Below are 23404 nucleotides of genomic sequence, written 5' to 3' on the forward strand. Positions count from 1 at the left end.
CGATATTTGGGGCGCGATATTGCAGGCAGTTTTCGTCCCTAAGTCTTTCCCAGCAAAGACTTGCAGATGAAACCGTATTCTGCATCACCTGTTATAATCTGGGGGTATGAAAGGGGGGCGGCGTGTTGCTGTGTTTCGCGGCTACCCTTCGTCCCGCGGTCGAAGTATTACTGCGGGTTCTCAGCAATTCTTTGCGCGATCGGACCTAAGTTGGACAGGTCCGAGCATCTAATAGTGAGTAGTTGATTGACAATTTGGTTGTCACATTCATCCGTTCGCAAAGAGCGATACGGTGCTACTTGCTCGCAGCCGGCCGGCCCTTCATCTTCTCCGCCAAGCCCGGTACCTGGTCGGTGCCGCTGGGGACGCTGAAGTCGGCGCCTTGGAAGGCTTCGCCGATGGGTTCGAAGCGGCCGCCGAGATGTTCGGCGAGGAAGGCTTCTTCCACGGCGTAGAAGGCGAAACGATTTTCGGGGCGCGAGAAGCCGTGGCCTTCGTCGTGGAAGAGGACGTAGGTGACCGGGATTTTCTTCTCGTTCATCGCCTTCACGATCTGATCGGCTTCGGGTTGCTTCACGCGCGGGTCGTTGGCGCCTTGGCCGATGAGGAGCGGCTTCTTGATCTTCTCGACGTAGTTGAGCGGCGAGCGCGAGTTGAGGAACTTGATTCCCTCTTCGCTCTTGTGATCGCCGACGCGGACCTTCATGACGGGCATGAAGGGCATCCAGTAGGGCGGCGGGTTACTGAGGAGCGTGATCAGGCTCGACGGGCCGACGACGTCGACGCCGCAGGCGAAGACATCGGGCGTGAACGTCAGGCCGACCAGCGTGGCATAGCCGCCGTAGCTGCCGCCGGTGATGGCGACCTTGTCCTTGCGAGCGATCTTCTGTTCGACGGCCCAGTTCACGGCGTCGATCAGGTCGTCGTGCATCTTGCCGGCCCATTGCTTATCGGCGGCGTTGATAAAGTCCTTGCCGAAGCCGGTCGAGCCGCGGTAGTTGACCGAGAGGACCGCGTAGCCACGGTTGGCGAGCAACTGATGCTCGGGATCGTAACCCCAGTCGTCGCGTGCCCAGGGCCCACCGTGCACGTTCAGCACCATCGGCAGCGGCTCGTTTGGCCGGCCGTTGCCATCTGGATCGCTGTTCTTCGGCAACGTGAGATAGCTCACCAGATCAAGGCCGTCGCGGCTCTTGATCACCTGTGGATGCATCTTCACCAGCGGCAGCTTTTCGAGCTCAGGATTGCTGCTGAAGAGGTACGTCACCTTTCGCTCGGGAGCCCGATCGTAGATGTAAAACCGCACCGGGCCGTTGTCCATCAAGTAGGCGATGGTCCAGCGTTTGTCATCCAGCGTGCGGCCGGTGATCTGCAGTTCGCCGTCGGCAACAGTCTTCAAATAATCGAAGTCAGGCTGAATGGCAGGATCGAGAATCTTCCATTGCGTCCGCGTGTAGGTGTAGCTAACGGCTTGCACGGTCTTTTGAATCGGATGAGCGATCGCGCCGCTGATATCGGCCCGCGGATCTTCGGCGAGCAATTCTTCCTTACCCGACTTGATGTCCATCAGCTTCAGCGCCGCCGTGTTGCGGTTGCGGCTGTCGAGCATGTAGAGCTTGTCGCCCTCTTTATTGAAGCCGGCCGGCGAAGTCGTCATGCTGTCGAGCACGCCGATTTCGAGGTAGGGCTTCCAGTCGTCTTCGCCCGGGTTGTCCTTGGTCGGCTGCAGAAAAATCTGGCCGCCGGTCTGCGTGAAGTTCATCGCCAGGCGCACGCGATAGTCATCGTCGGTCATGAAGCCGGCGAAACCGGGATTCTCTTGCACCAGCTTCTTCGCGCCGGTCGTGATATTGATCCGCCAGATGTCGTGGTAATGTCGCTCGCCGCGGTCGTTGATGCCGACCAGGATTTCCTCAGGAAACTTCTCGCTAAAGCCTTCGATCTGAGCGGCGATCTTTTCGATCGGCGTGAGGTCGGTGGTCTTGCCGCTCGCGAGGTCGATGACATAAACGTGATTGTCTTCGTCGCCGTTTTTATCCTGCGTATACAGGATGTGCTTGTTCGTGTAAGCCCACATGTACTGCGTGATGCCGCGATGCTTGTCGAACGTGATCGCCTTGGCGTTGGCAGCCGTGTCGTCGCTGCTCACGTACACATTGAGCACCCCTTCGACGGGCGCAACGTAAGCGAGTCGCTTACCGTCGTGGCTCAAACGAGCACGGGCCTTTTCGGGATTGCCGAAGAACTTTGCTCGCGGAATGAGCGGAACTTCTTGGGCCGCTGCGAAAGAATTGGCGAACAAAGTCGCGAGCAAAAGAAATACAAACAGCCGCAATCGCTGTATCGACATGCCAGAGCCTCCGTGTTTGGTTGCAGATTTCAGTCAGTCAATCTGCACGCCAGCATAGCCCTCAAGGCCCAGATCGAAAACGAGGGGCGATATACCCGCAGCTACTTTTTATCCTTTACTTCGCCGTCATTTTTGGTTGGCGGCGGCGTGAAAGACCACACTTGCAGGCCGTTGTGACCGGCGGCGAGCAACTGCTCTGCCTGACGATCAAAGACGAAATGCTGAATGTGGCTTTTCGGTTTTGCTTTGAAGAGAGGTGCTTCGGCTGCTTGTTTCCAGAGCGATTCATTCCAGAAAGCGATGATCGGCCCGCCGTCGCCACCACCGGCAGCGATGAGAAGTTTTTCCTCGGGGAGATATTCCAGGTGATTGAAAATGGCTTGATGTTTGTCCGTGCCGATGGCAACGCGCTTGCCCGTTTGCCAATCCCAAACTTCGACGCGACAGGGCCCCACGAAACCATCGACATTGCTCACCTGGCCGATGCCGCCGAGGGCGAGCAAGCCGTTGGGCAAGAAGGCAAGCGAACGAATGCCGCCGATCGCTCGCGCGCGTTTCTCGGCATCGAAAGTGTAAAAGGTCTTCGCTTCGAATTGCACAAGATGCTCGCCGGTCGCGACGTGCCACACATGAACAACGCCGCTTCGATCGGCGGCGGCAATCACCTGGCCGTCGGCGGAAGCAGCGAGTGCATAGAGTGCATTCAAATAGCCTTCGGGGGTTTGCTTCTCATGGCCCGCGCAGTTGTGCAGCAGCTTGCCGTCGCTGCGATTCCAGAGCTTGACCAGCATGTCGTCGCTCGCAGTGGCAAGACGATCTTCGCCCACGAGAATGACTTTCCGCACCCAACCTTCGTGCGCGGCGACTTCGCGTAACTTTTCGCCGCTGTCCGCTTTGGTCCAAACGAGCCGCTGATCGTAGCCCGTTGAAATCACTACGCCATCGTGCCAGGCGAGACCGGCGACATAGTTGTCGTGATGTCGCCAGAGTTTCTCGGCCGTTCCTTTCTCCTGAAGTTGTTCGCCGCGAGTCGCGACTCGATAGACATAACCATCGGCGCCGCCGGCATAGTAATGGCCGGTCGCCGGATCGAGACAACCGCCATAGAGAATGCCCGGCGCTTCGGCCGTGTGAACCAAGCGGGCGAGTTTCACGTCGATACTCATGAGAGCACCGCCTTGATCGGCGAAGAATCTTCCTTCGCCAGCGGCACGGGTCGTTGTCCGACTTGATAGTGCTTCTGCGGATCAATGCCGACGGCGGCAAAGATCGTGGCGGCAACGTCGGCCGCCGAGGCTTCGCCCGATTTCACGGCCGTGCCGTCGTCGTTCGTTTCGCCATGAATCACGCCGCCGCGAATTCCGCAACCGGCAAACGCACATGACCAGGCATCGGCAAAGTGATCGCGGCCGACGTCTTGATTGATTTTCGGCGTGCGGCCGAATTCGGAAAGAACGATCACCAGTGTGGAAGAGAGCAAGCCGCGCTCGTCGAGATCATCGAGCAGCACGCTGAGGACGTTGTCGAAGTCGGGAACGAGCTCGCGGTGACTTTCGAAGTTGTCATGATGACTGTCCCAAAAACCGCGGGCCACTTTCACGACCGGCACGCCCGCTTCGAGCAACCGCCGAGCGAGCAAGCAATGCCGGCCAAAGGGCGTGCGGCCATAGCGCTCACGTACCACCGTCGGTTCTTTTTCCAAATCAAAGAGTTCATCGGAGCTCATCAAACCGCGCACGCGCGAGTAGGCTTCGTTGTAACCTTGAACCAGATCATCGCCGACCCGCTGCTGCGCAAAGTCGAGCGAGATCGCTGCGCGCAACTTGTCCCGCTCCAGGTGCTGCGCGTCACTCAAGCCTGCCGGAAGTTCGATGTTGCTCGGCCGGAGCGAACCTTCGAGCAGCAGCGGCGCGTGACGACGACTGAGAAAGCCCGGGCTCGGCCGACGACGACCTTCGGAGGTCGTGAAGAGCGAAACATAGTCAGGAAGCTTGCTCCCTTGCAGCGCGAGTTCCTTGGCGAGGACGACACCGATCTCGGGATGTTCGAGGGCGGCTTCCTTCGGCCAGCCGCTGCTCATCAGATCGGCGGCTTGAAAATGCTCGGAGATTTTCGTGTTCAGCGAACGGACCACGGCGAGCTTGTTCATCCGGGTGGCCAGCCGCGGCATGAGTTCGCAAACCTGGTAGCCGCTCACCGCCGTCTGAATCGCGCGAAAAGGGCCGCCGGTTTCGCGGCCCGGTTTGGGGTCCCACATTTCGAACTGACTCGAGCCGCCGGCCAGCCACAAAAAAAGGACGCGTTTCTGCTGCTTCTTCAGTTGCTCCGCGGCTGGCAGATCCGCAGCCAAGGAAACACCTGGGAGCGACAGCGAAGCCGCACCGCCGCTCAGTAAACCGCCGAGGAATCTCCGGCGATGGAGCACGTGTTCGGTTGGTATGCAAAGATGCTTCATGGTTGTCTCAATGCTTGAACCGAAACTCTGCCGCAGTACACAAGACCCACACGAGTTGTTCGCACGTTCGCTGCCGCGATGTTTTCTGCGAGTTGATCCACTCGGCGAGGTGTTCGACTTCGGCGCTATCAGCGGCCCGGCCATACACGGCGCGAATGGCTGCAGTGGCGAGTTCCTTGCTATCTGCCACTCCGGCCAATTTCGCGGCGAGTGTATTCGCTTCCACGGCAAACAATTTCTGCACGGCAGGATTGTTCGAAAGGAAGAGAGCCTCGGCTGCACTCGTCTGCCCATCCTCCTTCGGATCGAGTTGAGACAGCAATTCGGCCGCCTGTTGCTCAACGGCCAGGTACTGCGTGATCCGCTTGTTGGCGCTATCGCCCGCCAGTCGTTCGGCGCGTTGCTCCAGCGCGTTCGCCGGTGAGTAATCGGCCCGGCCCGTCGCGACGAGCAGTGAAAACGCATACTGCCGCGGCGTGAGATGTTGCAACCGCGCGACGGCGAAGTCGCCTTCGTCGGGAATTGTCGATGCGTGTTCCCAACGACTCGATAGTTGATAAGCACGACTACTCACGATCGCGCCGGTGAGTCGCTTGAAGTCATAACCGTTCGCCACAAAGTCTTCGGCGAGCCATTCAAGCAGACCGGGAACTGACGGCGGATTGCCGGAGTGAATCTGATCGACCGGATGAACCAAGCCGCGGCCGAAGTATTGCTGCCAAAGTCGATTGACGAGCGCGCGACTCAGAAACTTTTGTTCGCCGAGGGCGATTGTCACCAGTTGCTCGCGGCGACTAACCTTCGGTTTCTTACCATCGACGTCGGGAGGATCAACAGCGATCTGACCAGAGAGAAACATCACACGGGCAGCTTGCTGCGTGCCGCCGGCCCCTTTGAAGGTGACATCGCCTTCGGTCTTCTCTCCGATCGAGCCTTTGCCGCCAGTGGTGCGATGAAAGAACGACGCCATGCCGTAGTAGTGGTCCTGCTTCCAGTCGTCGACGAGGGGATGATCGTGGCAGCGAGCGCACGAGACATCGACGCCGAAAAAGACGCGTGTGGCGTCGGTAGTCAGCTTGTCGAGATCTTTGGCACGCACATCGAGAAACCTCGCCGCCGGTTTTCGCTCCGGTGTGTCCCAAGGGCCGACCAACAACTCACGAAAGAGCTGGTCCCACGGTTTTCCCTCACGCAAGCTGCGGCGCAGATAGTCGGTGAACTCAGCATTGCCTGCCGCAGTGCCTTGCAACATTTCGTCGAGCATTGCGCCTTGGTGGAGCGCGAACTCGGAGCTGTCGAGCAACTCGGCTACGATGGCCGAATAACGTTCGGCCAGCGGCTTGCCGCTCGGCAGGCGTGCTTCGTACTCGGCCTGTGTCGGCACTCGGCCGATCAGATCGAGCGACACTCGCTTCAGCAGCGTTTCGTCCGACGCGGCTTCGGCCGGCGTGATGTTTTTGTGTTGCCAATGCTCGGCCAGGCGGCGATCGATCTCGGCAGCGGATTTTTGAAACGGTTCGTCAGCGAAGGCCGTTGTGGATAAGAGTACGAACAAGAGGGCGATTAGTCGCGCGATGTCCGTGGTTGTTGGCATGGGAAGGCTTATCACGGCGGTGATCAGGAGGAGCCGGAGGCTAGCGCCTGGCGGCTGATTTCGAGCAAGCTAACTTCCGCGATTTTATTCAGCATCGCCCGGCGGAAGCAACTTTTGTTCGATTTACAAATGAATGGGGAATCGAAACGGTACGGGCGGGAGTGCTGCCGCACGTTGGTGGTAGCTAACTCTACGCGTCCAATCCTTCGCCCACGCGTCGGGCTACCTCGCGCCTTGCTGACGCTGCGGAGGAAATGTTCAGCGGTTAGGGCAAGAAACGAAAAAGGGGCGAGTCCGATTGGACTCGCCCCGGCGATCGTCTGTTCTTGATGAGCGTCAAATCTGTGCGATCGAATCGCGTCAGTTGGGCCTGAGTTTTCGAAGGCCTCGAAAGCTGACTATTTGAGGCTCCAGGGAACATAACGATTGATGGTCTTCCGCGCACTCTTCGCATCGTCGGCGGTCGGTGTCGGCACGTCTTTGGCAGGAGTCGGCACGACTTCGGGAGCGTTGCCCGCTCCGCCGTCGATCATTCCACCGCCAATGCCGTCACTGCAACCGCAAGACATGCCGCCGTCGCAGGCGTTACATAAGTTGCCAAACCAACTACGGCACTTGTGGCCGAAGTGACCAAGGCCGTAACCGGTGTTGCAGCTGCTGCAAACCGGAGCCGGAGCAGCACAGGTCGAGCAGCTCGAGCAACCGCCGAAACCAATCGGGTTGTTGAAGTACCGCGTACCATGCAACCGGCAACCGTGACACCCGCCAAAGCTCACGCCGCCGCCGCAACCGCAGCCACTATCGCCACTGGAAATCGCCGCCCCGCCGCCACAAGTCGAGCAGCCATTGGTCGCTACGCCGCAGCACCGATGAAGATGATGACCGAGATTACAACGGTGCGGTCGTTGGCAGTAGCCATCCCAAAGGTGATTTACGCAGGGAGGAGTGTGATCGCAAGCACCTGGCGAATAGACATAGCCAGCGTACTGATGCTCGGGGTTCCAAGCAGTTTCGGCGATCATCGGTCCGCCTCGTTCCTCGACGTGGCCGATGCTGTTGTTGCCAGCAATGGCAGGTCGTAGGGCAGGCGCGGGAGCAGCCGCGTCTTGACGCATGCTGCTGGCCCACGCATAGGCGGTGGGGAAAATCTTTGTTCGCGGGGCAGCTTCCCGCTGGGGTTCGACAGCACTCGCCGGCGGCGAGTACACCGTCAAACCCGCGACCGCGACCAGCGCAGTCGTCGTAGCCAGAATCCAATCTTTCATATCCATACTCCTATTGCGAGGAACTGTCCGGCGGCTGCAGGTGGGATTGGGTGGCGATTCGAGGTTCTGGGAGGACCCAGGTTTTTGCTGGGATGCCAGTTGGTCGAATCGCGGCAGCGCGGCGGACAGCAAGACTCCACACCTCAACAGTGCGCGTCGAACCGCTGCGCTGCAAATCGGCGGCGGGTGTTTCTTGGAGAAATTCGCGGCGGGGGTGAGTGGCGTGCGGAGAGCGTAAACTTTGCGTGCAATTGGGCTATACTCGACAGGCTGTCAGGCACCGAATTGCGTGACCCATGAGGCGATGACCGAGCTTTTCTCCAACCCAGCGACGGTGACTTTAACGCTGACGGCAACTTTGCTGGCCGGCGTCATTTTGCTGCGCTACTATCGCCGGGCCGTGGAGACCATGCTCTTCATTCCGTGGGCGTGGGCGGTGGGAACGTTTGCCGTGGTCGCGGCGGCCAACATCTTTGGCGAGTTTGCCGAGCAGAACCGCTTTGGGCTGTTTCTTGGTAACTATGGGGCACTCCATTTCGTCGCGGCCTCGGGAACGCTTTGTCCGTTCGTCGCCTTGATCGGGGCCAAACGGCCACAGCATTCGGCGTGGAGCTTTGTCGTCCTGGCGCTGTGGGGCATGATCGCGCTGCCAGCCGCCGAAGTGCTACTGCTGAATCCCGGCCAGGATTTGGAGTTCAACTCGATTCGGAGTTGGTTTCTGCTGGCGCTGATCCTGGGCGGGATGTGCAACTTTCTGCTGACCCGCTATTTCCTCGGCAGCTTCTTGCTGGGCATGGGGCAGTTGTTCTGGTTGGGTCGATGGCTGCCCTGGAGTTTTCAGCCATACCTGGCGTCACGCGAATGGGCGGGCCTGTTTTGCGTTTCGACGGCAGTGATCGCGGCCTGGTGGGTATCGCGCAGTCCAACGCGGGCGCCCAACGATTACGACCGTCTTTGGTTTGATTTCCGCGATACCTTCGGGCTCTTTTGGTCGCTCCGTTTAATCGAACGGGTGAATGACGCTGCCCGGCAAGCGGGTTGGGATTTTGACCTCGGCTGGGGCGGTTTCCGCACGAAGAGCAGTTTCGAACCACTGGGAAAACTCGAGCCGGAGACGGCCGAGGCGCTGCGCAATTGCTTGCAAGGATCGCTGCGGCGGTTCGTATCGAACGAGTGGATGGCCGAGCGGTTGCCATCGCAGCAGTGACAGCAAACGAAGGTTGTTAAACCTTGCGGCCTGCCGCGACGATAACGATTACGTGATCTGCAGCGCACATGAATCCTGCTGCGCGGATTTCTCGGAATCGTGGCAAGAGTGACAAGATGACCGACGGCTCGCTCCCTTCCTATTCCGTGGTCGTCGAGATGGAGAATGCCCAGCGCATCGATTGGCAAGAAATCACCATCATGCTGCAAACGCTCGCCGAGCAAGTTCGCGAGAATCGGCCGACGGATGGCACACGACCGCAGGTGATTTTGTCGCAAGCGGGTGTGCCGGCTGACAACGACACGTTGCTCGCTGCCGTGCAGAAGCATGTTCCCACGCTGGTCGAAGTGGCGGACTTCGAATGCGTGAACGTACCCAACGGTCGCTACTACCAACTGAAGAACGCCGGACTGCAGCGCGCGAAAAACGACCTCGTGGTGCTGCTCGATGCCGATCTGCTGCCGGAGCCTGGTTGGCTGGCGCAGTTGCTCAAACCGTTCCAGCAGAGCACGACGCTCGCGACCAATGGCCTGACGTATCTTGGTCATCGCAGTTTTCTATCGCGGACACTCGCGCTGATTTGGATCTTTCCACTCCGCGAGCGGGACGATCGCGCCGCGAATCGCCGGCCGCTGAATGCGAACAACTGCGCCTTTCGCGCCGACTGGCTGCGGGCCAATCCGTTTCCGATCGACAACGGTTTCAAGGTGAGCTGCACGAAGCTCACGCAACAGCTGCGTAGCAACGGCGGCGACATCTTGCGAGTCCCTGCCTACGCCAAGCATGCGCCTCTGCAGGGTTGGCGATTCCTACTGTGGCGAGCGCTGGTTACCGGCCGCGATGCTGATCGCAAATTTGCCGACATGAAATCAACCTCGCGGTCGCGGCGGTTGCTGAACGCTTTGAAATTCTGGTTCAAGAGTGAAAGCCGAGTCCTCAAACGGATCGCCACGAAAGCACGAACCGTGGCCATGCCGCTGTGGGAAGTTCCCGGCGCGATGTTCCTCGGCTGCTTGTTTTATTCGCTGGCCCTGCTGGGCCAAATGGCGGCCGCGGTTGGTTTGACGCGTGACGTTCCCGAGCAAATTCCTGCCTACGTAGAAAATCACTAATCATGTCAACGCCTGCCATTTCGATCATCACGCCGACGTTCAATCGCCATGCCGTGCTGCCGCGGGCCATCGCCAGTGTGCGGCGGCAATCGATGCAGGACTACGAACATCTGATCGTCGACGATGGCTCCACTGACGATAGCGAAGGCTACATGCGCGGGCTGAGCGATCCACGGGTCCGCTACATTCGCCTGCCGCGCTGGTCCGGCGCGAATGTCGCGCGGAACATCGGCATCGAAGAGGCCCGCAGTCCCTGGCTGACGTTTCTCGATTCCGACGATGAATTTCTGCCCGAGCGACTCACCAAGACCGTGCGTCGCTGCGACTCGGCTCACGCACCGGAGCTCTGGTTGAGCTCCTTTCAAACGCAGAAAGGCGTCAAGCTATGCGATTCGGCCAACCCTACTGTCTACTTGTCTGGCGATGAGCTTGAACAAGCCCTGATGCGATATAGCATCTGCATCGCTGGTACTAGCATCACGGCGCGGCGAGAGTTGCTGCAGCGAGTCGGTGGCTTCGCGCCGGCAATTCGTCGCATGCAGGATCGCGAGTTGCTGCTGCGATTGTCTCGGCACTCAGGAGTGCAATTGCTCGCGGATGTCGACTGGATCAAGCATCCGTCAGCCGATTCGATCTCAGCGCCGCGGGCCGGCTATGTGGCTGCCTTCGGCGCGCTGCTCAATGAACATCCGCAGGTCGCCAGCCGCTATCGCGAACTGATCAGTTATCACATCGCCCGCCACTTGCTGACCGATGTGCTTCGTGGCCGCTGGGCGCAGGCCTGGGCGTCGCTGTGCGACAACCGCAACTTCTCCTCGCTCAACTTCTCGCTCAGCGAACTGACCAGTGGTTATCGCCAATGCTCGGCGAATCGCCGCAGCTGGCGGAGTGATTTGCAACCGGAGAGAATCGTCCGCAAAGTAGCTGAATTCGCCAGGATTCAGCGCGGGCAATTGGACGCAACCATCTGAATTCTGGCGAATTCAGCTACAGTTGCTTAGAACACTTTCACACCGTTGCCGCGCAGCGAATCGCGCCGCAGGCGGAAGTACGAAATCATATTCGGCGCAATGCGGAAGCCTTCGCACTCGTTCATTTCCAGCGCCTGTAGCCATTCCACATCGTGGTACTGTCGGCCGTGGCCTTCGATGGTCTGGGCAAGTTCTTCCTCACCAATTTGTCGCGCTAGTTGGGCACACGCTGCCACGCGCGATTCCACGGAGCGGCCGTACTTCGGCGCGAGCGCAAAGCCAGCATCGGCCATATCGTCGACCTCGTGCGTCAGCGCCATAAAGAGAATCTCGCGCTGCTCGGCAGGGACACCGCTGGTTGCATGGGCCTCGGGCTTGCCAGGGCCGAAGTGCATCTGCTGATAGTCGTACGCGAGTTGCTCGGCTGCTTCGCCGATTTCGTTGCGCAGCCATTTGCGATGCTCGGGCGAGTAACCAATCTTGCCGTCGGGAAATTGCCCGCTGTCGTAAGCGGCGTGCATCATGGCGGCGATGATCATGTCGACCCGCGGGCTGAAATGAGTGAGCGCCGAAGCTGCCCCAACCGCATGACAAATGAACGCCCGTTCGGTCTTCCGAAAGCGACCGTTGAACAGACTGCAGGCGATGCGATAGGCATGCCGCACTCGCAAAATGTCTTCGGCAGAGTGTCCAGCCACGTGCAGTTGGCAGTACAAGCCGGTGTTCGATTGCTTGGGATAAAACAGTGTTGCGCTGCTGACGCTCATCCGAATTTCTCCGATTTGCGGCGAAGCATACGCGGAGGTCGCGATTCGAGCCAGACTGAAATTGCTAGCGGAATATCCTGCCACGATCATGTCGCGCGACGGCATGATCATACATCTCTGCGCAGCGTCCTCGGCTTGGTTGCTTCTGGCACAGCCACCCGCAATAATCACCCGCGCTGTGAACCCGTGCGGGTGATCAAACTCTCCAACGAGTGCCGCGGCACGATCTGCGAACCCTTCGCGTCTTACAAGGAATCTTTCCAATGACACCCAGCACGAATACTCCGGAACGCTCCTCACGGGATGTTGCGTCCCGAGATACGGCGGGAGGTTTCAGTCGGCGGGCGTTTTTGCATGGCAGCGGCGCCGTTGCAGCGGCAGCTACGTTGCAAACGTCGGCCACAGCTTTTGCTCAAGCGGCTGGCGGCGGCACGAGCATCGTCAGTGGTGAAACCACGATCGAGCTTTCGGTCAACGGCAAGACGCACAGCGTGAAAGCGGAGCCGCGGACCACGCTGCTCGAAGTGCTGCGGTATCAACTCGACCTGACCGGCGCCAAGCCAGTGTGCAACGATGGCAGCAGCGGCGCGGCGACGATTCTCGTCGACGGCAAGCCGATGCAAGCCAACACGCTATTTGCGATTGCGATGGTCGGCAAGCAGATCGAAACGGTCGAAAGCCTCGCGAAAGACAAAGTGCCCGCAGCGTTCACTGCCTGCGATGCGCAGCAGTGCGGCTTCTGCACGCCCGGCTTTGTCGTCGCGGTGAAGGCCTTTCTCGATAAGAAACCGAAAGCGACGGAAACAGAAATTCGCGAAGGTCTGAACGGCAATATCTGCCGCTGCGGCACTTATGTGAACATCGTTCAAGCGGCGGTCAAGCTGGTGAAAGGAGACGCATAGTTATGGCTGTTGAATATTCCTGGCCGAGCAAAGAGAAGGCTACGCAGATCGGCAAGCGGCACACGCGGCTCGATGGTTTGGAGAAATCGACCGGCGCGGCTAAGTACACGTACGACATCAACTTGAAGAATCAGTTGATCGCCCGCGCGCTCGGCTGCCCGCACGCTCACTGCAAGATCAAGTCGATCGACACCACGGCTGCCCAAGCCGTCAAGGGTGTCGTTCATATCGAACCGCTCCGCAAAGTGGACGATGAAATCGAATGGCAGGGAGAAATGATCCTGGTCGTCGCCGCCGAAAGCGAAGCGGCCGCTGCCGAAGGGTGCGAGAAGGTCAAAATCGAATACGAGATGCTGCCGTCGTTTACCAGCGAAGAAGATATCGCTGCCGCCAAAGCCGCCAAACGAACGATCAAGGGGGGCGGCAAAGCCGTGACGGTGAAAGAGCCCGGCGATGATGACGATGAAGACGAATTCGTCACCAAGGAGATCGAACGGCTGCTGAAAGAAGCGGCTTATACCGTCGATGGTTACTACGGCATCGACGCGATCACTCACAGCTGCCTCGAGCCACACGGTTCGACGGTGGAGTGGCAAGGCAACAAGTTGATGGTGCATCTGTCGACACAAAACGTCAGCGGCACGGACGAAGGTTTTGCCAAGGACCTCAACATCACGTCGGACGACGTCGAGGTGCACTGCGATTTCATCGGCGGCGGCTTTGGCAGCAAGTTTGCTCCTGATTATTGGGGCATCGCCGCCGCTCGCATCAGCAAAGCGACCGGCCGGCCGGTGAAGTTCATGCTCACGCGTGCGCAGGAACAACAACTCGGCGGCAATCGTCCCAGCGGCTACATGAAGGTGAAGCTCGGCGCCAACAAGGATGGGATCATCACGGTTTGGGATTCGGAACATTGGGGCAGCGCCGGCGCGATTCCGGGCGGCGTGAGCCACACGGTTGTGCCGTACGTCTTCACGCCGCCGAACTATCGCCGGCTGCAGACCAATCTGAAGACCAACACCGCGCAGTCGCGAGCCTGGCGGGCGCCGAATCATCCTCAAGCCAGCGCGATGACTCAAACGGCGATCGACGATCTCGCTGCCAAGATGCAGGCCAACAGCCTCGACGTCTTCCTGAAGAATCTCGGCACCGACGAGAAGCCACTCATCAGCGGCGCGAAACCTTCGGTCTACAAAGCCGAAATCGAACTCGCCGCCAAATTGATGGACTGGAATGCCAAGTGGCATCCGCACGGCAAAGGTGACAAGAAGGGTTCGATCGTCGAAGGCCTGGGGATGGCGCTGCACACCTGGGGCGGCGGCGCGAATAGCTCGAACTGCCTGCTGAAGATTTATCCCGACGGCGGCGTCGAGACGACTTGCGGTACGCAGGATCTGGGCGTTGGCACGCGCACTGTGCTCGCGGTTGTTCTCGCCGAAACGTTTGGTTTGACGCCTGACAAGATCAAGGTCAATATCGGTTCGTCGCGAATGCCAGTGAGTGGACCATCGGGTGGCAGCACCACGGTCGGCGGCATTTGCGAATCGCATCGCCGCGCGGGGCAGGATGCGTTTGCCTCGATCGCCGAACTCGTCGGCAAGAAGCTGGGCGTCGATCCCACGAAGCTGGAAGCCGTTGGTGGCCGTGTGCAAGTCATCGGCGATGCTTCAAAGGGTGTGTCTTGGAAGGAAGCCTGCACGCTGATCGGCATGCGACCGCTGGAAGTGAACGGCTCCTATAAAAGTGGCGTCGACAGCCCGCTGAGCAGCAAGCAGGTCGGCGGTGTGCAGATGGCGCATGTGGCCATCGATCGCGACACCGGCATCATCAAGATGCGGAAGTTCGTCGCGGTGCAAGACATCGGTCTGGTGGTTTGCCGTCAGCAGGCCGAGAGCCAGGTTTACGGCGCGGTGATCATGGGGATTGCCGCGGCGCTATTCGAGCAGCGGATCACCGATCCCAAGACGGGCTCGTTCGTCAACGCCGAGTTGTCGAACTATAAGCTCGCCCGCCTCGGCGACATTGGCGAAGTCGTGGTCGAGTTCTACGAACCCGAATCGGAACGAAGTCGCGGCGTGATCGGCATCGGCGAACCGCCCGCCATTTCGCCGATTGCAGCCATCAGCAATGCGGTATGCAACGCCCTCGGCGTGCGCGTGCCGGTCGTGCCACTCACGCCGCAGCGCGTCTTGGCCGCACTCAAAGCCAAGGCCTAACTGTTTAGATCATCGCCCCCGGCCCTGTGCTGGGTTCACCGGTTTTTGCACTACTCCGCAAACCTGCAAACAAACTACGAGTCAAAACCATGAAAAACTTCGAATACGCCGCCCCTCGCAGCGAAGCCGAGGTGCTAACGCTCCTCCACTCACGGTCGGGTCACACCGAAATCCTCGCCGGCGGCACGGACCTCGTCGGTCTGATGCAGGCCAACATTGTGCGGCCCGAGCGCGTCGTCAATATTCTGGAAGTTCCCTCGCTGCAGACCATCGAGCAACTCGACAACGGCGTACTCGCCGTCGGTTCGACCGTCACGCTCGATGTGCTGCTCGATCATCCTTATCTCACGCCTTACCCGGCCCTCCGGCAAGCGATCGAGGGGATCGCCAGCATGCAGTTGCAGTGTCAAGGAACGCTCGGCGGCGAAGTGCTGCAGCGGCCGCAGTGCTGGTTCTTCCGCAGTGGCCGCGGCTTGCTCGCAGGCGGCGGCAAACTGCCGACCGAAGGCGACAACCGCTTTCACGCAATCTTCGGCAACCATGGCCCGGCGAAGTTTGTGAGCACTTCGCGCCTCGCGCCGGCCCTCGTCGCACTGAATGCTCAAGTGCGAGTCATTGGTCCTGGCGAGACGGACGAAAATTTCGTTTCGGTCGAATCCCTGTTCCGCACACCACGACACGAAGCCGAGCGCGAGCACACGCTGCTGCCGAATCAGTTGCTGACTCACCTGATGATTCCGGCTGCGACGGGCTTCAATGCCACGTACGAAGTTCGCCACGGCGCGGGGCCTGATTATCCGCTGGCTTCCGCAGCTGCCGCGCTCGAAATCGAAGGGGGCGTGGTTCGCGAGGCTCGCATCGTTCTCGGTCACGTCGCGCCGACACCCTGGTTGTCGCACGAAGCAGCCGCGGCGATCGTCGGCCAACCTGTGAACGAAGAAACAGGCGCGGCTGCCGGCGCTGCAGCCATCGTCAGCGCTTCGCCGCTATCGAACAACGACTACAAAGTGCAACTCGCTCAGGTCGCCGTCAAGCGCGCGATCTTGCGAGCGGCGGGGCAGGAAACCGGCGGCTTCTAAATTCAATCCATTCCAATTAGCGATAGGGGAACAGTCATGCCCTTTGAAAAGATCTACGAAGGCGAAGCCAAGGTTCTCACGCCCCCGTGCGTTTATCTGCGCAATAAGGCGATGTATGTCCGCGGCACGGTTGGCGACGCCGAAAACTATCCCGACGAAACGGGCGCTGGTTACTGCTGGTGCAACATGACCCAGCACGTTCTCGGCCCTGATAGCCAGCATGTGACCCGCAACCTGTGCGTGCCCGAACGCGACTGCTATCGCGAGACATACTAAAAGTAGGACGGACCATTGTTCCGTCTTCGAAGCGGGTTCCAAGCATCCACCTCGCGAAAGTAGATGCTCCAACTGGACGGACCAATGGTCCATCCCACTTCGACGACGACTATTCAACTGTCTACATCTCCGCTCCCGTAGCCGCCGTTACGCCTTGCGTAACCACTTCTCTTGGCGGTTCCGCGCCCAAAGTGTCCACCGTGAGCGCACTGACGCTGCCCGAAAGTGACCTTGGTGAGTATAATTTGCTGAAGTCGGAGAGGTTGCGGCTGGGGAGTCCGGTCGTCGCCGCCGTGGAACAATCGGTTCAGCTATGGCACGAAAAGAGAACATTGACCGCCTTCTGCGCGAATGGCCGTATGATCCGCAAGGGATCAGCGTCCGCAAGAAAAAGGGAGACGACGGTCGCGAAGTGCTGCAAATGCGGCTCGATCTGGGCCTGCTGCAACTGGAAATCTCAGGCCGCCCCGACGGCACGCAACCCGAGGGACAAGAGACCTACTTCGCCCACTTGCAAAAAAAAGCCGAAGCCGAGGGCGAGACTTTCCAGATGAGCGAAGAAGAGTGCGAGGAATCGGACCGCGAGTTCGTGCAGTACTATCACCGCCGAGTCTGCTGGCTGGCCCTCCGCGACTTCGACAAGGCTGTTGCCGATGCCGACCATACGCTGGCCCTGATGGATTTCTGCAAGGAATATTCACCCGACGATCAGTGGACGTTGTCGCACGAGCAATATCGGCCGTTCGTTCTCTTCCACCGCACGCAGGCCGCGGCGCTCAATGCCCTGGGCGATTCTGGCGCTGAGGCTGCCGTGGAACAACTGAACCAGGGACTCGAGACGATCAAACGTGTCTTCGCCGACTACGAAGCCGAGGAAGAATATGACGAGGATGAACTCGTCACGCGGCTGATCGAACTCCGCGAATCGCTCCGCAAGCACTTCGACGTGGGTCAAACGCTGCAGGAACGCCTCGAAGAGGCGGTGGCTTCGGAGAAGTACGAACTGGCTGCCGAAATCCGCGATCAGATGGCCAAGCGGACGAATGCGCGCTAAGTTTCGCGCAGGCCGGTTGCCACAGCGGAACATGGACGCCGGTAAATGGTTTAGTAGGGATCATGAATCCCTACGAGTCTCCGCGCGAAGTTAATACGGACGCTTCGCGCCCATCGCGATACAGAGATCCATCTTTTTGGGCTCTCGTAAGTCGCGTTGGTGTTTTGTCTTTCATCTTGGGCATCGTCAGTCTTTTTGCCCCCATAATTCTCCTAGGAAAATTAGGACGCCAGGAAACCTCCTCGATTGAGTACTTGGTGCGCAGTGCTGTGGGCATACTGGGAGTGGTCAGCGTTTATGGCGGTCTGCTCGCCATGGTCGGTGGCGCTATTGCGAGAGTACTGGTCAAGCCGCAGTAGTTAATCTTTGCCTCCAGTCGCGGTTGAGTCCGCATGAGATTTCTCAAACCGTCCGCTACCGAAATCGCTTCGACTTTGAAGAGGTTGCACACTGCGCCGTTGTCGTATGACTTCGCCGGCCTCTCGCACAACATTCCCGCCCCGCAAACGCCGGCCGGTTTCGTCCTCGATCAGCGGCGCGAAATCATCGGCCAAGGCGATGAAGCCTGGCAACGCGCGAAGCAGGCAATCCGCGAGTGGATCATGTTTGCCAACGGCTGGACCGCGTTGCATGCGCCGGAGGGACCGCCGCGCGTCGGCAACGTCGTTGGCATGCTCATGTGGATCGGTGGCTTTTGGTGGCTGAATCCCAGCCGCGTGCTCTACGAGATCGACGAAGAGTCACCAATGCTGAAGCGGTTTGGCTTCGGCTATGGCACGCTCGCCGAGCATGCCGAGTGCGGTGAAGAGCGGTTTCTCGTCGAGCAAAATCAATCGGGCGAAGTTTTCTACGACCTGGCCGCGTTCTCGCGGCCACGGCATCCGCTCGTCCGCCTCTGCAGTCCACTTGCGCGGCTAATCCAGCTCCGCTTCGGCCGTGATTCGATGCAAGCCATGCGGCGCTTTGTTGCGGAAAGTGCTAAGTAAGAACAACGCCGCTTATACCCACTCGCCACGGCTCATCGTTCGCCGAATGACGAGCTTCGTTGTTTCAGCGGTTGGTTCATCAAACAGCACCAGGTTCGCTGGACAGCCCACATCGAGCCGGTGATCGTGACGTCCGATCAAGGCTGCAGGTTGCGTGCTCGCCATTTCGATGGCGGTCGTCAGGCTCACGCCAGCGAAACGCATGACCTGCGCAACGCAGGTATCCATCAACAGCGAGGCGCCAGCGAGAATATCGCGCTGGCCCGCGATCACCAGCTTGCCGTTGTCGAGAACTTCGAGATCGCCGAGGCCCGTCGCGTAGCGACCGGCTGGCATGCCGCCGAGCGAAGTAACATCGCTGACCAGCACGCAACGGCTGGTTCCCTTTGCGCGGATCATCGCCTTCACCACGTTGGCCGGCAAATGATGACCGTCGACGATCAGGCTCGCGGTCAGGCGGTCATCGGCGAGCTGATCCCAAATGTAGTTGGGGTGTCGCCTGATCTGCGGATGGGCGCCATTTCCCAGATGCGTGCTCATCGTCGCGCCGGCGTCGATGGCAGCGGTGATTTGCTCGCTAGTCGCAGCAGTGTGTCCGATGGCAATTATCACGCCCTGTTTCACCGCGGCCCGAATCACCGGAATTGCTTCGTCGAACTCGGGTGAAATCGTCAGCAGCTTGATTCGCCCACAGGCCGCGTCTTGCAACCGCAGGAACTCCTCCACGGTCGGCACCCGCACATGCTGTTTGGGATGTGCACCCCGCGGACCGTCGATGGACGAAATGAACGGCCCTTCGCAGTGAAAGCCAGGAATGCGCGCAGCGACTTCTGGTAGTTCCTCGATTGTCCGAGCCAGCACGGCGAAAGAATTGGCGAGCACTTCATAACTATCGGTCGTGCAGGTCGCCAGAAAACTCGTGCAGCCGCTGGCATCCATGGCAAGCGCGACGTGGCGGACCTTTTCCGCCGTTAGTTGCGGATCGTTGAACTCGCGGCCTTGATAGCCGTTGATCTGCAGATCGACAAATCCCGGCGCGACAACGGGCAGCGAACCTGCGCCGGTCAAGCCGTCTCCTATCCGAGCAGGAGTGATTCGCGCGATGCGCCCACTCGCGATTAAGACTTCGACAGGTCGCAGCGTGTCGTAACGGCGGGCAACGAAGGAAAACATATTCATCCCGGAACCGAGGGAAACATTCCGCGGAAAAAACCGCCCGGCGGCGGTGCTTTCAGCGGCAGACTCGCATAGCATCGAAACGCTGGCTGCGCCATAATAGCGAGGAGCGGGGGCTGTTGCACTTCCCTCCCCGGGCCTTGCCAGCATGGCAAGCGAGTTGCAATCTCGCCTCCCACCGCCGCGCGAAAATTTGGAGTTCAAGCTATGCGTATTCTTGCTTCCTTCCTTTTGTTTTCATTTCTGGCTGTTCCCGCGATCGGATTCGCCGCCAACGAAGGGCAGGCCGATCTCGACAAAGCTCTCGAACTGCAGCTGACGGCCAGATCGTTTGGTGATCTGGAAAAGATCATCGAACTGGCCGAGAACTCCCTCACCAAGGGGCTCGATAAGGACAACACCGAGTTTGCCAAACAGTTGCTCGGGGCCACGCTGTTTCAGCACGCCAAGCAATTGAGCGATGCCATCTTCGAAGAAAACCCGCCGAGCCCACGCTGGGCTTTCATTCGCAAAAAGGCCCTGGAAGATCTCGAACGTGCCCGCAAGCACGATCCGAAGCTGCCGGACACTTTCCTCCTGATCGCCCGCCTGCAAGCGGAATTGCCCGATGGCGACGACAAAGCCGCCAGCGAGGCAATCGACGAAGCCGTCAAGATTCTTAAGGCCGGCAACGACAACAAGCGGCTGTCAAAAGCTCTTGTTTTGCGGGCCAAGATGAACAAGGACGAAGACGCCAAGTTCGCCGATTTCGATGCGGCAGCCAAGGCAGATTCGACCAACTTCGACGCGCTGCAAGCTCGGGCCATTCTGTACATCGAAAAGGGTGACAACGAAAAAGCCACGGCAGATCTCAAAGCAGCCGTTGAATTGCAAAAGGACAACCATCGCGCGCTGGGCGCTCTCGCCGAGGTGATGACCAACTTGAAGAAGTACGACGAAGCACTCAAGCTGTGCGACGACGTCATCAAGCTCGCGCCCAAGGACACGCTGGGTTACAACCTGCGGGCTCGCGTGAAGGTTCTCAAGGATGACCTCAAGGGAGGCATCGCCGACCTGAACGAAGCGCTGAAGATCGATAGCACGGATGTCGCTTCGCTTCTGATGCGCAGTGGCCTGCTCGCCGCCGATGGCAAGCCGGAAGAAGCCCGCGCCGATGTGGAAAAAGCCTTGCGTCTCCGCCCCGATGTGCCGCAAGTCATTTTGATGCGTAGCCGCCTGGCCGCCCAACAAGGCCGCATGAACGATGCCATCAGCGACATTCAGCTGCTGCTCCGTTCGGATCCGAAGAATCGCGATTTCCGGCTGCAACTGGCCATGTACATGCAAGTCGACAAGCGGCCCCGCCGGGCGATTGAGATTCTCAACGGCTTGATCGAAGACGATCCGAGCGACGCCGATATGCTCCGCACGCGCGGCGATGCTCTGCTGAGCATCAACAAGCACGCCGAAGCCATCGCCGATTACGAAGCAGCCCTCAAGCTCGATCCGGAAGATACCGGCGTGCTCAACAACCTCGCCTGGGTTCTGGCCACTTCCGAAACCAAGGAAGTTCGCGACGCTGATCGTTCGATCAAGCTCGGCACGAAGGCCTGCGAACTGACGAAGTACGAAAAGCCGCATATCCTCAGCACGCTCGCCTCGGCCTACGCCGAAAAGGGCGACTTCGAAACGGCCATCAAGTGGTCGACGAAGGCCGTTGAACTCGGCGAAGGGGAAGTGAAGGAGCAACTGGGCAAGGAGCTCGAAGGCTACAAGATGAAGAAGCCGTGGCGTGAAGCCCAGAACGTCGAAGAGAATCCCAAGCCGCTCGACGGCAAACCCAACAACGATTTGGAGACCTAGTTCATGTCGGGCGGAAATCCCGCGGTGCTCACTCGAGGAGAACAAGGCTCGGGTAGCACCGCCGTCGATGAAACCAACCTGGATTCGGGCCTCGAGGCGCGCGTCCGGTCGCTCCGGCTTTCATCCATTCCGCAAGGAAGCGATTGGTTCCGGTCACTCGTGCTGCTGGTCGTGGGCGTCGGCTTTCTCGGCTTGCTCTACTATCTGGTTCGCGAATCGCTCGACTCTTCCAAGGCTGCCGCTGCCGCGAAGGCAGCCCTGGCCAGTGAGGATGCCGCGCCGCCACCCGAAGATGGCAAGAATGGTGGCGACCAAGGACAAGTGGCGACCAACAAGCCAATCGTCGCCAGCGGCCGCGCGAGCAACACGGCTCACGAGGCGCAGGGCTACATCATTCCGGCCCATCAGATTCTGGTCAGCCCGCAGGTGAATGGCCGGATCGTCGAACTGCACATTGAGGAAGGCCGCCGTGTCGAAAAAGGCGCCATCCTGGCCAAACTCGAAGACACCGAATACCAGGCGGAAGTCGATCGTGCTTCGGCAGCCGTCAAGGCCTGCGAATCCAAGTCCGCCGAGCTCGATACAGGCAATCGCACCGAAGAAAAGAAAGCCGCCCGAGCCGAATTGGGCGAATCGCAAGCCCAGCTCTCGCAACTGCGAACCCAATGGGAACGCAATCTGGAATTGCGCCGCACGAATGCTGTCACGCAGCAAGAGCTGGAAGAAGTTGAAGCCAAGTATCGCGCGATGGAACAACGCGTGTTGCGGCTGAAGTACGTTTCCGAACTGATGGACATCGGCTTCCGGCAGGAGCACAAAGACAATGCGAAGGCGATGCTCGAACAATCCAAAGCCGAACTCGTGAAGGCCAATTGGCGGCTGAGCAACTGCGTCATTCGCGCGCCGATCAGCGGCACCATTCTGAAGAAGAACGCTGAGGAAGGTAACATCGTCAATCCGATCGCCTTCAACGGTTCGTTCAGCTTGTGCGACATGGCCGACTTGTCGGATCTCGAAGTCGACCTCAATGTGCAAGAGCGCGACATTTCCACGATCTTCAAAGGCCAGAAGTGCAAGGTCCGCGCGATCGCTTATCCCGAGCGGATCTACGATGGCTATGTTTCGCGGCTCATGCCGATTGCCGATCGCGGCAAGGGCGCCGTGCCGGTTCGCGTGAAGCTGTCGATTCCCGCCGAAGAAGAAGGCGTCTATCTGAAGCCGGAAATGGGCGTGACGGTGACGTTCCTCAAGCGCGAAGCCGCCAGCGCGGAAAATAAGCCAGCCGCTCCGCCGGCGACGACGGGCTTGTAGAATGGTCGCGTAGGGTGGGTCGAGCGGTACTCCGCGAGGCCCACCATTCTCTGCGGTGGGCCTCACGAGTACGTTTGGCCCACCCTACACCGCTTGTCTCAGCGCAGAATTCAACTATGAAGTCCGGTCCGCCGATTGTCGCCGTGCAAGGCGTGCACAAGTTTTTCACCCGCGGCAGCGAGCGCGTCGATGTGCTCAATGGGCTGAACCTGAATGTTTCGCAGGGCGATTTCCTCGCGCTGATGGGCCCCAGCGGCAGCGGCAAAACCACGCTCCTCAATCTCATCGCCGGGCTCGACACTCCCAGCGAAGGCCAGGTTTGGGTCGGCGGCAACTGCATCTCGTCGCTGTCCGAGAGTCAGCTCGCCACGTGGCGTACCCGGCACATCGGCTTCATTTTTCAGTTCTATCACCTGCTGCCGGTGCTGACCGCCTATGAAAACATCGAGCTGCCGCTGCTCCTCTTGCCGCTCAGCTCTGCCGCGCGTCGCCAACAGGTGAATACCGCTCTCGAGCTCGTCGGCTTGTCGAACCGCAAGAGTCACCGCCCGGGTCAACTCTCCGGCGGCCAGCAACAACGCGTTGGCATCGCGCGGGCGATTGTGACCGATCCCACGCTGATCGTTGCCGACGAACCGACGGGCGATCTCGACGCCAAGGCAGCCGATGAAATTCTCAGCCTGTTGCAAGTGCTGCAGAACGTGCTGAATAAGACCATCATCATGGTTACGCACGACCCACGCGCGGCCGAGCGCGCCTCGCACATTCAGCATCTGGAAAAGGGCCGCCTGGTGGGAACCGCTGCGGCCCCGGTGCATTAAGGTCCAAGGCTTGCGATCGA

At 59.5% G+C, this 23404-nt stretch carries 19 protein-coding genes; 12 read left to right on the forward strand and 7 right to left on the reverse strand.

What is annotated here, in order from left to right; all coding sequences use genetic code 11:
* Nucleotides 1-295: 295 nt before the first annotated feature.
* The 5 genes from M9Q49_RS05815 to M9Q49_RS05835 form a co-directional block, all read right to left on the reverse strand.
* A complete protein-coding gene (locus tag M9Q49_RS05815) occupies nucleotides 296-2350 on the reverse strand; it encodes an alpha/beta hydrolase family protein (RefSeq protein WP_254507768.1) in 2055 nt (684 codons plus the stop codon).
* A 101-nt stretch (nucleotides 2351-2451) separates the two neighbouring features.
* Nucleotides 2452-3516 (reverse strand): WD40 repeat domain-containing protein, encoded by a 1065-nt coding sequence (locus M9Q49_RS05820; RefSeq protein ID WP_254507769.1) that lies wholly within the window; start codon nucleotides 3514-3516, stop codon nucleotides 2452-2454.
* A complete protein-coding gene (locus M9Q49_RS05825; RefSeq protein ID WP_254507770.1) occupies nucleotides 3513-4805 on the reverse strand; it encodes a DUF1501 domain-containing protein in 1293 nt (430 codons plus the stop codon). The genes M9Q49_RS05820 and M9Q49_RS05825 overlap by 4 nt, the downstream gene beginning before the upstream one ends.
* A gap of 7 nt (nucleotides 4806-4812) precedes the next feature.
* Nucleotides 4813-6399 (reverse strand): DUF1549 domain-containing protein, encoded by a 1587-nt coding sequence (locus M9Q49_RS05830; RefSeq protein WP_254507771.1) that lies wholly within the window; start codon nucleotides 6397-6399, stop codon nucleotides 4813-4815.
* A 398-nt stretch (nucleotides 6400-6797) separates the two neighbouring features.
* On the reverse strand, nucleotides 6798-7664 hold the full coding sequence (locus M9Q49_RS05835; RefSeq protein ID WP_254507772.1) for a hypothetical protein: 867 nt from the start codon (nucleotides 7662-7664) through the stop codon (nucleotides 6798-6800).
* Between the two features lie 304 nt (nucleotides 7665-7968).
* On the opposite strand from M9Q49_RS05835, the gene M9Q49_RS05840 reads away from it, so the two are divergent.
* The 3 genes from M9Q49_RS05840 to M9Q49_RS05850 all read left to right on the forward strand — a co-directional run bounded on the left by M9Q49_RS05840 (nucleotide 7969) and on the right by M9Q49_RS05850 (nucleotide 10954).
* The gene (locus M9Q49_RS05840; protein ID WP_254507773.1) at nucleotides 7969-8871 is read left to right on the forward strand and encodes a hypothetical protein; all 903 of its coding nucleotides are present in this window, start codon (nucleotides 7969-7971) and stop codon (nucleotides 8869-8871) included.
* Nucleotides 8872-8987: 116 nt separating this feature from the next.
* Nucleotides 8988-9983, forward strand: a complete 996-nt coding sequence (locus M9Q49_RS05845) for a glycosyltransferase (protein ID WP_254507774.1) — start codon at nucleotides 8988-8990, stop codon at nucleotides 9981-9983.
* 2 nt (nucleotides 9984-9985) lie between these two features.
* Entirely contained in the window at nucleotides 9986-10954 is a 969-nt protein-coding gene (locus M9Q49_RS05850; protein WP_254507775.1) for a glycosyltransferase family 2 protein, read from the forward strand.
* A gap of 26 nt (nucleotides 10955-10980) precedes the next feature.
* Here M9Q49_RS05850 and M9Q49_RS05855 read toward each other — a convergent pair whose 3' ends face one another.
* On the reverse strand, nucleotides 10981-11721 hold the full coding sequence (locus M9Q49_RS05855; protein WP_254507776.1) for a DUF6817 domain-containing protein: 741 nt from the start codon (nucleotides 11719-11721) through the stop codon (nucleotides 10981-10983).
* A 263-nt stretch (nucleotides 11722-11984) separates the two neighbouring features.
* Between M9Q49_RS05855 and M9Q49_RS05860 the strand changes: the two genes are divergently transcribed.
* The 6 genes from M9Q49_RS05860 to M9Q49_RS05885 all read left to right on the forward strand — a co-directional run bounded on the left by M9Q49_RS05860 (nucleotide 11985) and on the right by M9Q49_RS05885 (nucleotide 18234).
* The gene (locus tag M9Q49_RS05860; RefSeq protein ID WP_254507777.1) at nucleotides 11985-12623 is read left to right on the forward strand and encodes a (2Fe-2S)-binding protein; all 639 of its coding nucleotides are present in this window, start codon (nucleotides 11985-11987) and stop codon (nucleotides 12621-12623) included.
* A gap of 2 nt (nucleotides 12624-12625) precedes the next feature.
* Nucleotides 12626-14839: a xanthine dehydrogenase family protein molybdopterin-binding subunit gene (locus M9Q49_RS05865; RefSeq protein ID WP_254507778.1), complete on the forward strand. Its 2214-nt coding sequence runs from the start codon at nucleotides 12626-12628 to the stop codon at nucleotides 14837-14839.
* A gap of 89 nt (nucleotides 14840-14928) precedes the next feature.
* Nucleotides 14929-15918: an FAD binding domain-containing protein gene (locus M9Q49_RS05870; RefSeq protein WP_254507779.1), complete on the forward strand. Its 990-nt coding sequence runs from the start codon at nucleotides 14929-14931 to the stop codon at nucleotides 15916-15918.
* A 36-nt stretch (nucleotides 15919-15954) separates the two neighbouring features.
* Nucleotides 15955-16194: a hypothetical protein gene (locus tag M9Q49_RS05875; protein ID WP_254507780.1), complete on the forward strand. Its 240-nt coding sequence runs from the start codon at nucleotides 15955-15957 to the stop codon at nucleotides 16192-16194.
* A gap of 313 nt (nucleotides 16195-16507) precedes the next feature.
* Nucleotides 16508-17248 carry a UvrB/UvrC motif-containing protein gene (locus M9Q49_RS05880; RefSeq protein WP_254507781.1) on the forward strand — a complete coding sequence of 247 codons (741 nt, stop codon included), beginning with the start codon at nucleotides 16508-16510 and terminating at the stop codon, nucleotides 17246-17248.
* A gap of 392 nt (nucleotides 17249-17640) precedes the next feature.
* Complete coding sequence (locus M9Q49_RS05885) at nucleotides 17641-18234, forward strand: DUF1990 family protein (RefSeq protein ID WP_254507783.1); 594 nt, start codon at nucleotides 17641-17643, stop codon at nucleotides 18232-18234.
* Between the two features lie 12 nt (nucleotides 18235-18246).
* Here the strand turns inward: M9Q49_RS05885 and M9Q49_RS05890 are convergent, their stop codons facing one another.
* Complete coding sequence (locus M9Q49_RS05890) at nucleotides 18247-19407, reverse strand: N-acetylglucosamine-6-phosphate deacetylase (RefSeq protein ID WP_254507784.1); 1161 nt, start codon at nucleotides 19405-19407, stop codon at nucleotides 18247-18249.
* A 210-nt stretch (nucleotides 19408-19617) separates the two neighbouring features.
* On the opposite strand from M9Q49_RS05890, the gene M9Q49_RS05895 reads away from it, so the two are divergent.
* The 3 genes from M9Q49_RS05895 (at nucleotide 19618) to M9Q49_RS05905 (ending at nucleotide 23384) form a co-directional block, all read left to right on the forward strand.
* Complete coding sequence (locus M9Q49_RS05895) at nucleotides 19618-21252, forward strand: tetratricopeptide repeat protein (protein WP_254507785.1); 1635 nt, start codon at nucleotides 19618-19620, stop codon at nucleotides 21250-21252.
* Nucleotides 21253-21255: 3 nt separating this feature from the next.
* Nucleotides 21256-22563, forward strand: a complete 1308-nt coding sequence (locus M9Q49_RS05900; protein ID WP_254507789.1) for an HlyD family secretion protein — start codon at nucleotides 21256-21258, stop codon at nucleotides 22561-22563.
* Between the two features lie 116 nt (nucleotides 22564-22679).
* Nucleotides 22680-23384: an ABC transporter ATP-binding protein gene (locus M9Q49_RS05905; RefSeq protein ID WP_254507790.1), complete on the forward strand. Its 705-nt coding sequence runs from the start codon at nucleotides 22680-22682 to the stop codon at nucleotides 23382-23384.
* The last annotated feature ends 20 nt before the right edge of the window (nucleotides 23385-23404 follow it).

It is taken from the genome of Anatilimnocola floriformis, from assembly GCF_024256385.1.
GTDB lineage: Bacteria > Planctomycetota > Planctomycetia > Pirellulales > Pirellulaceae > Anatilimnocola > Anatilimnocola floriformis.

What these genes read in the sequence shown, in the direction of transcription:
- M9Q49_RS05880 (WP_254507781.1), top strand. Translation starts at nt 16,508, where the DNA reads ATGGCACGAAAAGAGAACATTGACCGCCTTCTGCGCGAATGGCCGTAT.
- M9Q49_RS05890 (WP_254507784.1), bottom strand. Translation starts at nt 19,407, where the DNA reads ATGTTTTCCTTCGTTGCCCGCCGTTACGACACGCTGCGACCTGTCGAA.
- M9Q49_RS05835 (WP_254507772.1), bottom strand. Translation starts at nt 7,664, where the DNA reads ATGAAAGATTGGATTCTGGCTACGACGACTGCGCTGGTCGCGGTCGCG.
- M9Q49_RS05815 (WP_254507768.1), bottom strand. Translation starts at nt 2,350, where the DNA reads ATGTCGATACAGCGATTGCGGCTGTTTGTATTTCTTTTGCTCGCGACT.
- M9Q49_RS05875 (WP_254507780.1), top strand. Translation starts at nt 15,955, where the DNA reads ATGCCCTTTGAAAAGATCTACGAAGGCGAAGCCAAGGTTCTCACGCCC.
- M9Q49_RS05840 (WP_254507773.1), top strand. Translation starts at nt 7,969, where the DNA reads ATGACCGAGCTTTTCTCCAACCCAGCGACGGTGACTTTAACGCTGACG.
- M9Q49_RS05900 (WP_254507789.1), top strand. Translation starts at nt 21,256, where the DNA reads ATGTCGGGCGGAAATCCCGCGGTGCTCACTCGAGGAGAACAAGGCTCG.
- M9Q49_RS05820 (WP_254507769.1), bottom strand. Translation starts at nt 3,516, where the DNA reads ATGAGTATCGACGTGAAACTCGCCCGCTTGGTTCACACGGCCGAAGCG.
- M9Q49_RS05825 (WP_254507770.1), bottom strand. Translation starts at nt 4,805, where the DNA reads ATGAAGCATCTTTGCATACCAACCGAACACGTGCTCCATCGCCGGAGA.
- M9Q49_RS05850 (WP_254507775.1), top strand. Translation starts at nt 9,986, where the DNA reads ATGTCAACGCCTGCCATTTCGATCATCACGCCGACGTTCAATCGCCAT.
- M9Q49_RS05860 (WP_254507777.1), top strand. Translation starts at nt 11,985, where the DNA reads ATGACACCCAGCACGAATACTCCGGAACGCTCCTCACGGGATGTTGCG.
- M9Q49_RS05870 (WP_254507779.1), top strand. Translation starts at nt 14,929, where the DNA reads ATGAAAAACTTCGAATACGCCGCCCCTCGCAGCGAAGCCGAGGTGCTA.
- M9Q49_RS05905 (WP_254507790.1), top strand. Translation starts at nt 22,680, where the DNA reads ATGAAGTCCGGTCCGCCGATTGTCGCCGTGCAAGGCGTGCACAAGTTT.
- M9Q49_RS05865 (WP_254507778.1), top strand. Translation starts at nt 12,626, where the DNA reads ATGGCTGTTGAATATTCCTGGCCGAGCAAAGAGAAGGCTACGCAGATC.
- M9Q49_RS05855 (WP_254507776.1), bottom strand. Translation starts at nt 11,721, where the DNA reads ATGAGCGTCAGCAGCGCAACACTGTTTTATCCCAAGCAATCGAACACC.
- M9Q49_RS05830 (WP_254507771.1), bottom strand. Translation starts at nt 6,399, where the DNA reads ATGCCAACAACCACGGACATCGCGCGACTAATCGCCCTCTTGTTCGTA.
- M9Q49_RS05845 (WP_254507774.1), top strand. Translation starts at nt 8,988, where the DNA reads ATGACCGACGGCTCGCTCCCTTCCTATTCCGTGGTCGTCGAGATGGAG.
- M9Q49_RS05885 (WP_254507783.1), top strand. Translation starts at nt 17,641, where the DNA reads ATGAGATTTCTCAAACCGTCCGCTACCGAAATCGCTTCGACTTTGAAG.
- M9Q49_RS05895 (WP_254507785.1), top strand. Translation starts at nt 19,618, where the DNA reads ATGCGTATTCTTGCTTCCTTCCTTTTGTTTTCATTTCTGGCTGTTCCC.